Below are 14,839 nucleotides of genomic sequence, written 5' to 3' on the forward strand. Positions count from 1 at the left end.
ACCTCGGAGTTGCTTAACAAATTGTTTTAATGTTCTTCGCCAATTGCCGCAAGCATTGCTCCCATCTTACGTTCGGTTTCCCTGAATTCATAACCAGGATCAGAATCAGCTACGATTCCTGCTCCAGCCTGCACTGATGCTTTCTTGCCCTGGACAATAATGGTCCGAATTACGATTGCAAAATCGGCGTCTCCGTTCCAGCTGTAATATCCGACCCCTCCTCCGTAGATCCCTCTCGGGGAAGTTTCAAGTTCGGAAATAATTTCCATGGCGCGGATTTTCGGAGCTCCTGAGAGAGTTCCTGCCGGAAATATTGCCCTGAAAGCATCAAACTGGTCACATTCCGGTCTCAGGGTACCTATAACCTTACTTTCGATATGCTGGACATGGGAATATTTCAGGACTTTCATGAATTCGGAAACCTTCACCGAGCCGCTTTCCGTAACCATTCTTACATCGTTTCTCCCAAGATCGACAAGCATCACGTGTTCAGCCCTTTCTTTTTCATCATGCATCATGTGTGCAGCAAAGGCTTCATCTTCGGCTTCGGTTTTTCCACGGGGACAAGTGCCTGCAATCGGATTTGTAATTAGAGTCCTTTCATGGACAGTCAGCAGAGTTTCAGGGCTTGCCCCGACAATTGCCAGGTCTCCAAACTCAAAGATGTACATATAAGGACTTGGATTAATTGCCCGAAGCTGCATATAAAGTTCAAAAGGTGACTGTTCGAGTGTAAACTCACATTTCCTGGAAAGAACTACCTGAAAAATATCTCCTGCAAAAATATGCTCTTTCGCCTGGACTACCGAGTCCTCAAACTTCTTTTTTCCGGCATTGCAGTCCGAAACAGGTAAGCCTGGAAAGATTGATCCGCCTGGTATTGCGATTTCTACTGAGTCTCCTGAGAGTGCAGCTTCCTTAAGTGTGGTATAGAGCTTTTCGGCTTCCAGGAGAGCTTTTTCATATATTTCTCCTACATTTGCACCCGGAATTATGAAAGGAGTGACTACGATATATATCTCTTCAGTCATATGGTCGAAAACAAAAGTTTTCGAAACCAGCAGGTACTGGAGTTCCGGAATTTCGGACTCAAAGCCTTTTTTGACCCCTAACCAGCTATCGTAAATAGCATCATAAGCTGTATAGCCTATGGCCCCGCCCAGGAAAGTCTGTCTGTCAAAACGTTTTGTGTTCAGGAGACCCATCCCGTTTGCAGAAGGAAAAACCAGGCGAAGGGCATCGAAACCATCTTTTCCCTTAGGAATTGGAGCCGTGAATTTTAAATTTCCCAGTTCTGAGTTTTCTTTCTCCGGATTCTCCTCCTCTATGGTTTCACACCCACAGGCATCTTTGGTTTTCGACTGAATTTCTTCAAAAAAAGGCGAAGCATTTGGGTTAAGGAGTTCAAGAGAGATTTTCCTGTCACCTATCTTAACTACGGCATCAGGATCATTTCCAACAAAAGAGTACCTTGCCTTAGTTTCCTGTTTTTCCACTGATTCCAGCAGGTACGAATAACCTGAGGTCCCTGATGCCCTCAGGGCGTGGTAAAGTTCAAGAGGAGAACATGTTAAATTATCGATTCTTGCAAGGAGCTGGATAAAGCCTGGCTGGCTTACTCCTGAAGCAAGTTTTTTGAATTCTTCTTTTCCAAGGTCAAAGGAAAGCATTGGCACACCTCACTTCTTCAATAAAACTTTTGATTTTTACGGCATCTTTTTTCCCGCAGGTCTCAACCCCGGATGCTGTGTCCACAGCATAAGGCGAAACAGCCCTGATTGCTCCCCGCACGTTTTCAGGCTTGAGCCCGCCTGCAAGGATAAGGGGAAGTCGCGTTTCTTCTGAGATTCGCCGGCTCAGAGCCCAGTCGTGCACACAGCCTGTGCCTCCGGGCTTTTCGGACCTTGCCGTATCAAGCAGAATGGAATCTACAATGTCGGCTTCTTCCAGTAGACTGACCTCTTCAAGTAGGCTTGAGACAGAAGCAGGATTTCCGGAACCTGCGTTTGAAGCCTCTCCCTGTGCAGGTACGGACAGAGTTTTTATGATAGGGATGCCCGTTTTTTCTTTTATTATTTCAAGTTCGAGATGGGGCAGTCTGGAGTGGATCTGCACGATATCGGGTTTTATTTTATTAATCAGACCTACGGCAGTATCCGCGTTTTCAGGCATGATAACCAGTACGGAACTCAGGGTTTCAGGGACTCTGGACACGAGGTAAGCGGCAGTATCGGAATCAAGCTTTCTTGGGCTCTCGACAGGAACTTCTGTAATAAACCCAACTGCATCGGCTCCGTAAAGGGCTGCAATTTCGATTTCTTCAGGGCTGCGGATTCCACAGATCTTTATTCTCGTTTTCACTTTCGCTGTCATACCCTCTCTCCCGAGGCCGGGCTTAATATGGAAGTTCTTGAGCGCATTGACATGCTTTTTCCCGAAAGACTTTCCTTGTTTTTCTGTCTGTAAAACTCTGAAGTAAAAGTCTTGAACTGGTTGAATTTAACCATGACCTTTCCACTGTCAATGGCATCTTCGGCAATAGGAATTGCTTGCCGGATAGAACCTACTATCCCGCCTACATAAAGGGCGGCAGCCGCATTCATGACTACAATATCTCTTTTTGGTCCTTTCTGGCCCTTAAAGATGCAAAGCAGATCTCTTGCATTTTCTTTTGGAGTGCCGCCCTTTATATCCTCGGGATTTGCCCGCAGCATGCCAAGAGCTTCCGGAGTTAACGTATAGGTTGAAACCTTGCCGTCCTTTAACTCCGCAACATAGGTTTCACCCGTATTTGTAATCTCATCCATTCCATCTCCGTGCACAACAAGAGCATGCTCGGTCCCGAGTTCCGCAAGAGCATAGGCTATTGGTTCACAGAGTTTTTTATCAAAAACCCCTATTACCTGCCCTTTAGTACCTGCCGGGTTAGTCAGGGGCCCAAGAATATTGAAAACCGTACGAACTCCGAGTTTTTTCCTTACCCCTGCAACCCTCTTCATAGCCGGGTGAAAAACCGGAGCAAACATGAACCCTATTCCTATCTCTTCAATCGTTTGCCTGACAGCTTCGGGCTCCAGGTCAGTTTTAATTCCCAGGGCGTCAAGTACATCCGAACTCCCTGACATTGAAGTGGCAGCCCGGTTTCCGTGCTTGGCTACGGGAACACCTGCTGCAGCAGTAACAATTGCGGCTGCTGTCGATATATTGATTGTATTAAGGCCGTCTCCTCCTGTCCCGCAGGTATCCACAAGCCTGAAAGATGTTTTGGGCCGGATCGTTTTTCCGGCTTTTTTCATTCCCCTTACAAAACCCGCGATTTCTTCGGGCTTTTCACCTTTTGCCCTCAGAGCAAGCAGAAATCTCCCGATTTCCTCATCCTGTGCTGTACTCAGAATTTTACCTACTGCGTCTTCAGCTTCTTCGGGGCTCAGATCATGCCCTTCTTCCAGCCTTTGAATATATCTCTGCATTGCTTCTTCCTCCTTCAAACTCCTGATTTCTCCCTTTCCAATGTAATTTAAGATTCAAAATCTTCTCAACTGTTGACGTTCTTGATTTTTCGGATTATTTCTCTTTAACTGTCTCTTCTAATTTCGGACATTTTTCTTTAACTGGCTCTTTTGATGCCGGATTTGAGTTCCTTTGCAAGGGCTTCCAGCCTTTCGTTTACGTCTTTTCCTTCATCTATAATCTTAACAAAAGCCGAGCCGACTATAACTGCATCTGCTCCGGCGTCTCTAACTTCTGCAGCTTGCTCTCCTGTTGAGATTCCAAATCCCACAGCCTTAGGAAGCCCGGTTTCTACTCTGGAAAGTAGCTCTCTGGTAGAGGATGAGACATCTTCCCTGGCTCCAGTGACCCCAAGCCTCGAGACAAGGTAAAGGAAACCTGAACCTCTTTCCAGGATTTTCTGGACTCTTCCCTCGGTTGTTGTGGGTGCAATTAGAAAGATAAGGTCAAGCCCGTGCTTTTCACAGCTATTTTTCAGGTCAGCCGCTTCTTCAACCGGGATATCGGGTACTATCAGTCCGCTTATTCCGGCATCTGCAGCCTTTTCTACAAATTTTTCCACTCCGTACCTGAATACAGGGTTGTAATAGGTCATGCAAACAAGTGGAATTCCAACATCCAGGTTTTTAATAAGCTCAAAATAACGCTGTGTATCCATTCCTGCTGCAAGTGACCTCTGTCCTGCCACCTGGATTGTCGGGCCGTCCGCTACAGGGTCTGAGAAGGGAAAACCTAGTTCTATGATATCCGCACCTCCGTTCACCAGAGCTTTTACAATTTCCCCGGTTTTTTCTGCGGACGGGTCTCCTGCCATTACGTAACAGATCAGAGCACCTTCCTTTTTTTCCCTGAGTTCGGAGAATTTTTCGGAGATTTTTTGCCTCTCCATTTTAGATCCCTCCTCTCAGGCTAAGGACGGTTTCCAGGTCCTTATCGCCTCTTCCTGAAAGGTTTACAACCACTACTTCTCCCAGTTCTCCGGCTTCTGAGGCTCTCTTCAGATAAGCAAGGGCATGTGAAGATTCCAGTGCAGGAATTATTCCTTCATGCCTGCTCAGTTCATGGAAAGCTTCAAGGGCTTCATCATCAGTTGCATATCTGGCTGTAACTCGGCCGATTTCGGACAGGTAAGCCAGTTCAGGCCCTACCCCTGAGTAATCAAGACCTGCGGAAACGGATTCGGATTCCAGGATTTGACCGTTTTTGTCCTGCAGTATCTTTGTTCTTGCACCGTGCAGGATTCCTTCTTCTCCTGCACAGAGAGAAGCTGAGTGAAGAGCGGCTTTTTCCGTACATTTAAGGGCTTTTCCTCCGGCTTCGACAGCAATCAGTTTTACATCCTTATCCTCAATAAAGGGGTAGAAGATCCCCATTGCATTACTTCCGCCGCCTGCACAGGCAATAATGGAATCAGGCATACGACCTTCTTTTTGCAAAATCTGTTCCTTTACTTCACGACCTATAACGCTCTGGAAATCCCTTACTATTACAGGATAGGGATGAGGACCTACAACCGAGCCTATGAGGTAATGTGTGTTTTCTATGTTCGTGACCCAGTCCCTGAAAGCCTCATTAATGGCATCCTTAAGGGTTTTTGAGCCGGTTTCCACGGGTTTTACTTCAGTGCCCATGAGTTCCATGCGGTAGGCGTTCATCTGCTGTCGTTTGATATCTTTAGCACCCATGTAGACAACGGTTTCAAACCCGAGATTTGCTCCTGCCATAGCTGTTGCAGTCCCGTGCTGTCCTGCACCGGTTTCGGCAATCAGCCTGGTTTTCCCCATATATTTTGCAAGCAGGGCCTGCCCTATGGCATTATTTAACTTGTGGGCTCCTCCGTGCACAAGGTCTTCCCGTTTGAGGTAGATCTTTGACCCGTATTTTTTACTCAGGTTCCTGGCAAAATAAAGAGGTGTTTCCCTGCCTGCAAAATCCCGCAGGTAATGGTCAAGTTCGGCAAGGAATTCAGGGTCATTTTTATACCGCTCGTATCCCTCTTCCAGCTCTTCTAAGGCCGGCATGAGGACTTCTGGTACGTACTGTCCCCCATATTTCCCGTATTTTCCTTTTACCTGGCCTATCTGTCTGTTTTTGGAATTTTTCTTCGAACCTGCGAGTTCATTTAAGTATGAGTCCTTTGCAGGAAATTCTGAAACTTTAGTTTCTGTCAATTCAATTACTCCCTTGTCTTTTTGATGAATCCTGTAGCGTAATTTTTATATCGCATTCGAAAGCGTAGTTTTGGATTTTGTCATTGAAGCAAAATTTAATTTTGAATGTTTTTTGAGTGAATTTTGAATAAACTTTGAATGAATTTTGCATAAATTTTGAATAATTTTGAATAAACTTTGAATGGACTTTGAACAAATTCAAAGTGATTTTGAGTGGACTTTTCAACCTGTCCAGTCACAGGTGAAAGCTTCGAAAAGTCTGGGAAAACAGTTATTGACGCCAACCAGCGCCCTGGACGAATTCTTTCGTTTTATCAAAAACAGAAGCATTTTCCATAAGTGCGGAACCTATCAGTACGGCATCCGCACCTGCCTGGATTACCCGTCTGACATCTCGTACGCTGTTCATTCCGCTTTCGCTTATTATCAGATGCCTGGTTCCGTGATCAAGGTCGCATTCCCGAATAATTGGGGCCAGCTCTTCTGTGGTTCCGAGGTTGATTTCAAGAGTTTCAAGGTCTCTGTTATTAATTCCTATTACTCTTGTGTCAGTTTTCAGGGCCAGATCAAGCTCTTTTCTGTTGTGAACCTCTACTAGAGGCTCCACTCCCTTTTTAAGGGCAAGCTCAACAAAATTTCCTAGTTGTTCTCCAAGGATTCCTGCAATCAGGAGTACGAGATCACTTTGAGCTTCTTCAAGCTGTAACTTGTCAATTATAAAGTCTTTCCTCAGGATAGGCAAGCAGACCTTATTTCTAACTGAGTCCAGGTTTTCAAGTGATCCTCTGAATACCCCAGGCTCGGTCAGGACTGAAATTGCAACAGCTCCTGCTTCTTCCATTTCCCATGCAAGCTCGGCAGCCTTTGCAGGCGAAATATCCCTGAAAGTTTTCCCTGGCGATGCGGGCTTGACCTCTGCAATTACAGGCACCCTACCGTCGGCTTTTGCATCTGTCACTGCCGAGATAAAGTCCCTTTTCTCAAATCCCATCTCCTGGCTTTCACTGGAAGTCTGCGGTCCCAGGGCCTGGACACGGGTTTTTGTTGTGTTGAGGATGTGGAGAATTGAAGCGTGCATATTTTATCACTAAGGTATAGTTTTGTACATCAACGTCTAATGACGTACTTCATATAAAAAGGTTTTGGATAAGCACAATATGAACTGAGATTCTTATTCCATAAAAGCCGGAAATTCTTGTGCTCAATTAAACTTATTTTGAATGTTGGGGGCAGAGTCTATTCCTTGCTCATTTTCAACGGTGCACTACTTCTCATTTATTCAGAACGGGAAGAGAAAATCGAAAAAATAATTTTGTTCTGAAAAAGCTGCTAATGTGTTTGATTTTCGTCTTTTACTTCATTGAGTAAGGAAAGTTGTGATTCTAGAAAAAACTTTATGAATTTAAATGAATATAAATTATTAACATTTTTTAATATGAAATATAAACGAAAGTCAAAGGAGGAATTTTTAATAAAGTATCAACACGATAACACATTTAGGATAATGTCACTATGTTTGATTATCCTCTTTCTTGGAGTAATGAGTGCATCAGTTGCGCACGCTGAAAGTTATAAGTTTGTTACTAAATGGGGTTCTTATGGCAATGGAGCTGGACAATTCCATTATCCACGTGCTATTGTTGCAACTTCATCTGGATATATTTATGTTGCCGATTCCGGAAACAATCGAGTTCAGGAATTTAATAGCAATGGTAAATTCATTAACCAGTGGAGCTCTACTAATGATGTATCACTGGGTTCTGTAAATGGTGTTGCTATAGATTCTTCAGGTGATGTTTATGTTGCTGATACTAACAATCGCATTGTGAAGTTTGACAAAAATGGTAATTTCATTACAAAATTTGGTTCTTATGGAAGTGGCAATGTACAGTTTAAAAATGCTCGCGATATTTGTTTAGATTCATCTGGCAATATTTATGTTGCCGATACGGGCAATAATCGAATTCAGAAGCTTGATAACAATGGAAATTATTTGGTGCAATGGGGCTCTTATGGCAGCAGTAATGGACAATTCAAGAATCCTATTGATGTTGCCTTAGATTCTTTGGATAACGTTTATGTTGCTGACAAAGATAATCATTGCATTAAAAAGTTTGATAGTAACGGCAATTATCTAATGCAATTCGGTAATTCTGGCAATGGTGATGGACAGTTTAATAACATTATAAGTGTTTTTGTTGACTCTTCTGGCAATATTTATGTTTCTGACAGAGGAAATACTCGCATTCAGAAGTTTGACAGTGACGGCAATTATCTAACACACTGGGGTTCTTATGGAACAAATGATGGGCAATTCAAAAATCCTGAAGATATTGGTGTAGATTCTTCAGGCAATGTTTATGTTGCTGATGCTGACAACAATCGCATTCAGAAGTTTGCTCCAGTATATCCACCAGTAACTAATTTTGTCAGCAATGTTACCACAGGCTATGCTCCCCTGGCAGTAAAGTTTACTGACACAAGTACAGGAACACCATTTTCCTGGACATGGAACTTTGGAGATGGGACTTTTTCAACGGTAAAGAATCCGACACATACATATTCCAAAGCAGGAAAATACACCGTAAAACTTACTGCAACAAATGAAGGGGGCAACAGTACTGCAGCAAAAACAAATTATATAACTGTCAAAACGACTACTGTAAAACCTGTTGCTATATTTTCCGCATCTCCAACCTCTGGAAAAGCACCGTTAAAAGTTACTTTTACTGACAAAAGTACAGGGTCACCGACTAAATGGAAATGGAATTTTGGAGACGGGTCAAAGTCATTCCTCCAAAATCCAAGTCATAAGTATTCAAAAGCAGGAAAATATACCGTTAGCTTAACTGTAAAGAATGATAAGGGCAGTAATACGGTAACAAAAACAAACTATCTAACAGTAGTAGCAAAACCTGTTGCTGCATTTTCTGCCTCTCCAACCTCCGGAAAAGCACCGTTAAAAGTTACTTTTACTGACAAAAGCACAGGGTCACCGACTAAATGGAAATGGAATTTTGGAGACGGAACAACTTCAGCAAAACAGAATCCAATTCATAAGTATTCAAAGGCAGGAAAGTATAAAGTGACACTTACAGTTGCCAACGCAGCGGGTATTAATACGGTAACAAAAACAAACTATATAACAGTAATAGCAAAGCCAGCTGCTGCATTTTCTGCCTCCCCAACCTCCGGAAAAGCACCATTAAAAGTTACCTTTAGTGACAAAAGTACAGGAACACCAACGAAATGGAAATGGACCTTTGGAGATGGATCAAAGTCATTCCTCCAAAATCCGACTCATAAGTATTCAAAGGCAGGAAAGTATAAAGTGATACTTACGGTTACCAACACAGCAGGTAGTAATACGGTAACAAAAACAAATTATATAACAGTAGTAGCAAAACCTGTTGCTGCATTTTCCGCTTCTCCAACTTCCGGAAAAGCACCATTAAAAGTTACCTTTTCTGACAAAAGTACAGGAACGCCGACTAAATGGAAATGGAATTTTGGAGATGGAGCTACTTCAATCAAGCAGAATCCAGTCCATAAGTATTCCAATGTAGGTAGTTATACTGTTAAGTTGACAGTAACGAATGCTGCTGGAAGTAACACTAAAACTATTTCTAATTATATTATATTGAAAAGTAAGTAATAATGTTGGTGAGTAACTAATGAAAATAGGCAAGATATAAAAGGAATTCAATTCTATCAAATATAATCCTTTTAATCTTGCTTTATATTTTTGAGAACCTTTTAACTTCCTATTTTAACACCCGTTACTAGTTTCTCTCAAGCCACACTTCAAGCTCACACTGTCTGAAGTCCTAAAAGCAAACTTATTTTGTAGGGTCAAGTGCTCATATTTATCTGGAGAAATAATTAATGAATTAATGTACCACAAAAAAGACAAACCTGAATTATTGAAGTTTTTTCTTAGGTTCTATCCGAAAGATGCTGTTCTTACTGTAACATTTCAATATGCATTACTGATTTTTTGGATATGTTTTAAGCTTCGGATAAATTCTGCGGCGTTTCACTCTTATGTGGGTAGAAGGTCATTTGAAAATCTCTTATAACCCTCAGCATAATTTATTTAGTAAAAATAATTACAGAATTCTTTACATAAGATCAATAAGTAGTGTCACAACACACAAGAGGATTTTCCTTGAGTGCCATGGCGAACATTATATATATCTTAGCCCGAAGTATGCTCCAGATTGAGGTGCAGCCGTGGAAACAACGACCATTAAAATTAGTGCCGAGCTATACGAAGCGCTCGATTTTTGCAGAGACAGAAATAGTGACAGTGCCTGGGAGTCAAGGAGCACGATAATTAGAAAACTATTAGCTCGATACGATGATACCTGCCAGCTTATACATGAAAACGGTAGCTACTGGTTCGTTATTAACGGCAGGAAGCGAAGTTTCCCGGAGCTTTCGCATACTACGGAAAATGTGAGAATCACACAGGGGCTTCATGACAGACTCAATGAAGCGAAAATCCACCCTGATGAAACAATAAATACTGTTTTGCAACGTTTGTTGTTTTCGTACTATGGCAACAAACTGGTTTACCGTATTAATATAAAATCCGCCAGTGACAAGGACAGCCAGGATTTAATATCTTTCATGCACGAGGTCCTGCTGACAGAACCAAAATTTAATAACGCCCTGTTTGCCGAAGTTGTAAATGTAGAAAATTATCCGGAAACAATGAGTAAATACGATAAAAACTTGTTACCGCTATCGATATTGTACGATTTTGAAGACCATGAGGTGTGGCGCATGGAAGGAAAGCATGATTTATATGAGGTGAGAAGAAATTTAGAGTCCTTTATCGATTCGTTAGAAGAGTTTATTGATTGACGTGCGGCTGGAGCTTGTAAACAGGTGATTTTCCTCACCTCATCCAAGAAAGCTTTTGAAAATGTTTTACTTTTTATGTGGTAATGTTAATGGACTAACATACTATATGGTCCAATATGAACATTTAGCCATAACGACTCGTAGTTGAACCTTAATTGTTTTTCTTTTTAGGAATTGTCTTTTCAAGAGGCATCTTTTTAAGAAAATTCAAAATCATAGCTATCTTTACAGATGTTGACCACCCATTATCGAATTATTGATCTTATATTCTATTTTTCCACTGCCACTGATATTTTCCATTTTTTATCTGTTCAAATCCAATGGACTCTAGCCGCGCCTAGCGAGAAAAATGTATGCTAAAAATATCTGCCAATTCAGCCGGAGATAATACCATCAGGTTTCCTGCGGATCACCAAAAAAGAAAATTAATCTGCCGATAGGAACGTCGGCTTAAAGTAATCAAATCATCAACCTAAATATCTGACCTGAACATCTAACCTGAATATCTAACCTGAATATCTGACCTGAATATCTGACCTGAATATCTGACCTGAATATCTGACCTGAATATCTGACCTGAATATCTGATCTGAATATCTGACCTAAATATTGCCAAAAATTTGCTTGTTAAGCCTGTAAATTTAGTAACGTCCTCTGATTTTAGTATCGCAGTCTCAATTAAAAAGCTCTGCCATTGCTTTTACACTCTTGAACATTTCGACAATCATAGGTGTAGTACTATTAGGTTCTCCAAGGGTCGAGTTAGCAGCTTCGATCATATCGTCAGGGTATCCAAGGCTTGAATTAAGCCGTTCCATATTTTCGTTTAAAGGAACCAGGGAATTTTCTGTTTCATTCAAATTTTCAGGGTCCGATTCCAGCACACCGAGTATGGAATTCGTTGTTGCTATGCCTGCTTCCGTTCCTTCGATTGTAGGCTGCAGAAACGGATATTCTTCAACGCGGGCGTTCAGGGTTCCATTTATGAGGTTAAGGTTGAGGTCAAGCATCTGAAGCATGGATGTGAGAAACCGGAAGTTCAGGCTAATTTCCTGATCCATTAGTTCATTTTCGTTATACGTCGATGCAAAATCTGTTTCATTGTTTTCATCTTCAAAATTAGTCTCCGCTACATCATTTATCGCAAATGAAATTGGAAGCGTTAATAGAATAACCAGGAAGCTTGCAGCTATCCTAAGATAAAAAGCCTTGGTTCTGTTCATAACAATTTCCCCCACTATTACTTTTCCAGTTTAGTAAAATTACCCTCTAGTTAAAAATACTCACACTTGTCTATAAAAATGCAGCGATTTATCCAAAATAATGTAGAAAGTAGAAAACCTTCGTAAAGAGAAACAGATTACTAAAAAATATCTATTAATATCTTATTATTAAGACACTAAGAAAGCGCATTTTATAGAAGAGCCGCGCAGATATTTAAGGAGTTATATTAAAAATTATTGTTCTGTAGTTGTATTTTTATTGGAATGAATTATAAACGATCGGACAAGTAAAATTAAGGAATTACAAGCTTTCTAAATAGAAAGAAAGACAAGACTATCTAATGTACTCATAATTATCTTAAAGAACAGTAAATAAGAACAGTAAATAGAAACAGTAAATAAGAACAGTAAATGATGCTTTCAGCACTGGGTTAATAAAGGAGTATCAATTTTCAATACATAGTCTCTCAAACACAAACAATAAGGCAAGAAAATTCCTTAATCGATGGTAGTGGAATTTATTCTAGCTTCATAGAAGCGAGGACCAAGAAGCTAAGAAACGATACTAGGTGTACCCTGAAAACAACAACCAAATAATATAAAGTTATCTGTTTTTTAAAGTTTTTAATAATAAGGATAAATTGTTCGGCTGTTTTTATTTATTATCTAGTTGTATACATTTATGTTCTTAAGTGGAATAAATTTTGGCTCATTATTTTAACAATATGAATGTATCGTCCAGATGACTTTAAAAATTAATTCTCGAATATGTTAAAAAATATTTATACACACATGTCTTAAAAAATCAACTGTATAATATTGAAAGTAATGGAAGACCTAACATGAAGAAATCAGTTATATTACTGATCTTGCTTGTATTAGTACTCTTTACGGCTGGATGTGATGAAAAAACTCCAGAAAATTCAACAAGTTCAGAGGCAAACATGGAGAAAAGTGTTGTGGCTATAACCCAACTGGAGCAGGTAAACACATCCCTTCAGAAAAATCCTGTCTTTGTGAAGGTAGGATCTAGATGGTGTCCAGAGTGCCGGTCTTTGAAGCCCGTTCTTGATAAATTAGCGGTAGAATACCAGGGAAAAGCAACTATTGCTTCCATAGATGCAGACAAAAACCTAGAACTTGCAGAATATTTCGAAGTAGAGTTCATTCCGGACTCTTTTGTGATTGTGGGCATTGAAAATGGAACATATGTCTATATGCAGGAGAATGGGAATGTCAGCACAGACAGATCTAAGGCCAGGTTTGTTGGACGAAATGATACTGATGAAGAAATGTTTAAAAACGTTCTGAATCTTGCCCTTATTCAAAAGGAAAAAGCAGACGCAAATGAAACGAAACGTTGACTAATAGATTTAATTTCAAAGTCCCGATGTAATTTCAAAGTCCGGATATAAATCGGAAACTAAAGATTAGAGTAAAATTCAAAGTTCAATATCAAAATCAAAGAGTAAGAGGATAACTATGGTTTGCCCAGTGTGTGTGGTTGGAGGACTTGGATTCATTCTTAGTCGAGTTTTTGGGCTCCCTGATGTTTGTGTTTCTTTCGTGGTCGGGATGCTGGCGACTTCGATGTCTTATTGGGTAAATCATATCATGTCAAAAAGATGGAGGAAAAAGAAAGGTCAACTTATAGCACTCAATATCCTTTCAGGGATTATGTTTTTGTACTCTCTAAAGTTGATAGGATTATGGTAAGGCAGAAAAGAAATGTACTTTAAAATTTCATTCAACTATCTTAGTCGTAAACCAGTTTTCCACACTAAAACTTCGTTCTTTCACAATTTTTATGTAATCCTGTTTCGGTTTTACTGCAACCGTTGCGCCGTTTGATCACGCTGACCACGTTCTTGCTGTTGTTTTCGTTCAATCCTTTTTTGAAAAGGGTTGTGATCACGCCGACCACTTTCTTGCTGTTGTTTTCGTTCAATCCTTTTTTGAAAAGGGTTGTGATCACGCCGACTAAATTGTTGCTTGAGTTTTCGGTCAAACCTTTTCAAAAAAGGCTTGTGTCCAAATCTTTATTTAATAGAGTTGTAACCACGCTCGCCGCACGGCTCAAAACGAAATTAAGGTAAATATATTTTCTGAGCTCGTTGAAAATGTAACTTTTCTTGTCCTTAAATTAGTTTTATTGGCTCATTTCAGTATCTTCATTATAATTCAGCCCTCTTGAGCGAACGAAGTGAGCGAAAAGGGCACCGTCCTCCCGAGACGGGACTCGGGTGACGAGACTCGGGTGACGGAACTCGGGCAGCGAAGCATTTACATGTAAGGTGAACATAGAGTGCACGATAAGCCGACAAAAAGACAGGCAAAAATAAAAATGAAACTGGATGACTGGCAGAGGAAAATCAATGGCTGTATGGAAAGGAAAGAAAGTGGTTCTTCACACCACTATGGGTGATATAACAATTGAATTCTTTGAGGACATGCCAATTACGGCAGGAAATTTCGCAAAACTCGTTGAGAAAGGTTTCTACGACGGAGTTATTTTCCACAGGGTGATCGACAAATTCATGATCCAGGGCGGAGACCCGACAGGTACAGGCATGGGAGGGCCAGGCTACGAGATCCCGGACGAGTTTACGAATCATAACCGCAATGATAGGGGCACTCTATCCATGGCAAACGCAGGCCCGAATACAGGCGGCAGCCAGTTCTTTATCAACCTTGTGAATAATAATTATCTCGACAAGATGCACCCTGTCTTCGGAAAGGTAGTGGAGGGGATGGATGTTGTGGATTCTATAGGAAAAGTAAAAACTGACCGCCAGGACCGCCCGAAAACCGAAGTGAAAATTACGAAAGCTGAACTTGTCTGAGAGTTCTTACACTTCAGGGCAATTCATGCCTTTTATTTTTCCCATCTTTCCAGCTTTCTATTTTTATACATTCTGCTTTTTATTTCGATTTTTGACTATCATTTTTGACCACCGTTTTTGACCACCGTTTTTGATCACTATTTCTGATCGCTATTTCTAATCGCTATTTCTAATCACTATTTCTGATCACTATTTCTAATCGCATTTTCGGATACAATGATAA

Annotated in this window: 13 protein-coding genes; 5 read left to right on the top strand and 8 right to left on the bottom strand. The window is 40.9% G+C overall.

All coding sequences use genetic code 11. The features are described from left to right. Positions 1-26 precede the first annotated feature (26 nt). The 6 genes from trpE to MSBRW_RS05930 form a co-directional block, all read right to left on the bottom strand. Positions 27-1,670, bottom strand: coding sequence for an anthranilate synthase component I (trpE, locus tag MSBRW_RS05900; RefSeq protein ID WP_011308530.1), 1,644 nt, complete (start codon positions 1,668-1,670; stop codon positions 27-29). Further along, positions 1,657-2,373, bottom strand: a complete 717-nt coding sequence (locus MSBRW_RS05905; protein WP_011308529.1) for a phosphoribosylanthranilate isomerase — start codon at positions 2,371-2,373, stop codon at positions 1,657-1,659. The genes trpE and MSBRW_RS05905 overlap by 14 nt, the downstream gene beginning before the upstream one ends. Further along, positions 2,370-3,470, bottom strand: coding sequence for an anthranilate phosphoribosyltransferase (gene trpD, locus MSBRW_RS05910; protein WP_011308528.1), 1,101 nt, complete (start codon positions 3,468-3,470; stop codon positions 2,370-2,372). Before trpD ends, MSBRW_RS05905 begins: the two co-directional genes overlap by 4 nt. A 137-nt stretch (positions 3,471-3,607) precedes the next feature. After that, on the bottom strand, positions 3,608-4,399 hold the full coding sequence (gene trpA, locus MSBRW_RS05915) for a tryptophan synthase subunit alpha (RefSeq protein WP_011308527.1): 792 nt from the start codon (positions 4,397-4,399) through the stop codon (positions 3,608-3,610). A gap of 1 nt (position 4,400) precedes the next feature. Next, a complete protein-coding gene (trpB, locus tag MSBRW_RS05920) occupies positions 4,401-5,681 on the bottom strand; it encodes a tryptophan synthase subunit beta (protein ID WP_011308526.1) in 1,281 nt (426 codons plus the stop codon). A gap of 271 nt (positions 5,682-5,952) precedes the next feature. After that, a complete protein-coding gene (locus MSBRW_RS05930; RefSeq protein WP_011308525.1) occupies positions 5,953-6,759 on the bottom strand; it encodes an indole-3-glycerol-phosphate synthase in 807 nt (268 codons plus the stop codon). A gap of 462 nt (positions 6,760-7,221) precedes the next feature. Between MSBRW_RS05930 and MSBRW_RS05935 the strand changes: the two genes are divergently transcribed. After that, a complete protein-coding gene (locus tag MSBRW_RS05935; RefSeq protein ID WP_052305936.1) occupies positions 7,222-9,336 on the top strand; it encodes a PKD domain-containing protein in 2,115 nt (704 codons plus the stop codon). Between the two features lie 578 nt (positions 9,337-9,914). After that, the gene (locus MSBRW_RS05940) at positions 9,915-10,550 is read left to right on the top strand and encodes a hypothetical protein (protein ID WP_011308523.1); all 636 of its coding nucleotides are present in this window, start codon (positions 9,915-9,917) and stop codon (positions 10,548-10,550) included. A 674-nt stretch (positions 10,551-11,224) separates the two neighbouring features. Here the strand turns inward: MSBRW_RS05940 and MSBRW_RS05945 are convergent. After that, positions 11,225-11,773, bottom strand: a complete 549-nt coding sequence (locus tag MSBRW_RS05945) for a hypothetical protein (protein WP_011308522.1) — start codon at positions 11,771-11,773, stop codon at positions 11,225-11,227. 842 nt (positions 11,774-12,615) lie between these two features. On the opposite strand from MSBRW_RS05945, the gene MSBRW_RS05950 reads away from it, so the two are divergent. Both MSBRW_RS05950 and MSBRW_RS05955 read left to right on the top strand, forming a co-directional pair. After that, the gene (locus MSBRW_RS05950; protein WP_011308521.1) at positions 12,616-13,137 is read left to right on the top strand and encodes a thioredoxin family protein; all 522 of its coding nucleotides are present in this window, start codon (positions 12,616-12,618) and stop codon (positions 13,135-13,137) included. A gap of 118 nt (positions 13,138-13,255) precedes the next feature. Further along, positions 13,256-13,489 carry a hypothetical protein gene (locus tag MSBRW_RS05955; protein ID WP_048103073.1) on the top strand — a complete coding sequence of 78 codons (234 nt, stop codon included), beginning with the start codon at positions 13,256-13,258 and terminating at the stop codon, positions 13,487-13,489. Positions 13,490-13,553: 64 nt separating this feature from the next. Here the strand turns inward: MSBRW_RS05955 and MSBRW_RS05960 are convergent, their stop codons facing one another. Next, a complete protein-coding gene (locus MSBRW_RS05960) occupies positions 13,554-13,781 on the bottom strand; it encodes a hypothetical protein (RefSeq protein ID WP_048103072.1) in 228 nt (75 codons plus the stop codon). 367 nt (positions 13,782-14,148) lie between these two features. Here MSBRW_RS05960 and MSBRW_RS05965 point away from each other — a divergent pair, with 367 nt between their 5' ends. Continuing rightward, positions 14,149-14,616 carry a peptidylprolyl isomerase gene (locus tag MSBRW_RS05965; protein ID WP_011308520.1) on the top strand — a complete coding sequence of 156 codons (468 nt, stop codon included), beginning with the start codon at positions 14,149-14,151 and terminating at the stop codon, positions 14,614-14,616. The last annotated feature ends 223 nt before the right edge of the window (positions 14,617-14,839 follow it).

The sequence above is a fragment of the Methanosarcina barkeri str. Wiesmoor genome (assembly GCF_000969985.1).
In the GTDB taxonomy this organism is placed as follows: Archaea; Halobacteriota; Methanosarcinia; order Methanosarcinales; family Methanosarcinaceae; genus Methanosarcina; species Methanosarcina barkeri_B.

What these genes read in the sequence shown, in the direction of transcription:
- MSBRW_RS05965 (WP_011308520.1), top strand. Translation starts at nt 14,149, where the DNA reads ATGGCTGTATGGAAAGGAAAGAAAGTGGTTCTTCACACCACTATGGGT.
- MSBRW_RS05955 (WP_048103073.1), top strand. Translation starts at nt 13,256, where the DNA reads ATGGTTTGCCCAGTGTGTGTGGTTGGAGGACTTGGATTCATTCTTAGT.
- MSBRW_RS05935 (WP_052305936.1), top strand. Translation starts at nt 7,222, where the DNA reads ATGAGTGCATCAGTTGCGCACGCTGAAAGTTATAAGTTTGTTACTAAA.
- MSBRW_RS05930 (WP_011308525.1), bottom strand. Translation starts at nt 6,759, where the DNA reads ATGCACGCTTCAATTCTCCACATCCTCAACACAACAAAAACCCGTGTC.
- trpA (WP_011308527.1), bottom strand. Translation starts at nt 4,399, where the DNA reads ATGGAGAGGCAAAAAATCTCCGAAAAATTCTCCGAACTCAGGGAAAAA.
- trpD (WP_011308528.1), bottom strand. Translation starts at nt 3,470, where the DNA reads ATGCAGAGATATATTCAAAGGCTGGAAGAAGGGCATGATCTGAGCCCC.
- trpE (WP_011308530.1), bottom strand. Translation starts at nt 1,670, where the DNA reads ATGCTTTCCTTTGACCTTGGAAAAGAAGAATTCAAAAAACTTGCTTCA.
- MSBRW_RS05950 (WP_011308521.1), top strand. Translation starts at nt 12,616, where the DNA reads ATGAAGAAATCAGTTATATTACTGATCTTGCTTGTATTAGTACTCTTT.
- MSBRW_RS05905 (WP_011308529.1), bottom strand. Translation starts at nt 2,373, where the DNA reads ATGACAGCGAAAGTGAAAACGAGAATAAAGATCTGTGGAATCCGCAGC.
- MSBRW_RS05945 (WP_011308522.1), bottom strand. Translation starts at nt 11,773, where the DNA reads ATGAACAGAACCAAGGCTTTTTATCTTAGGATAGCTGCAAGCTTCCTG.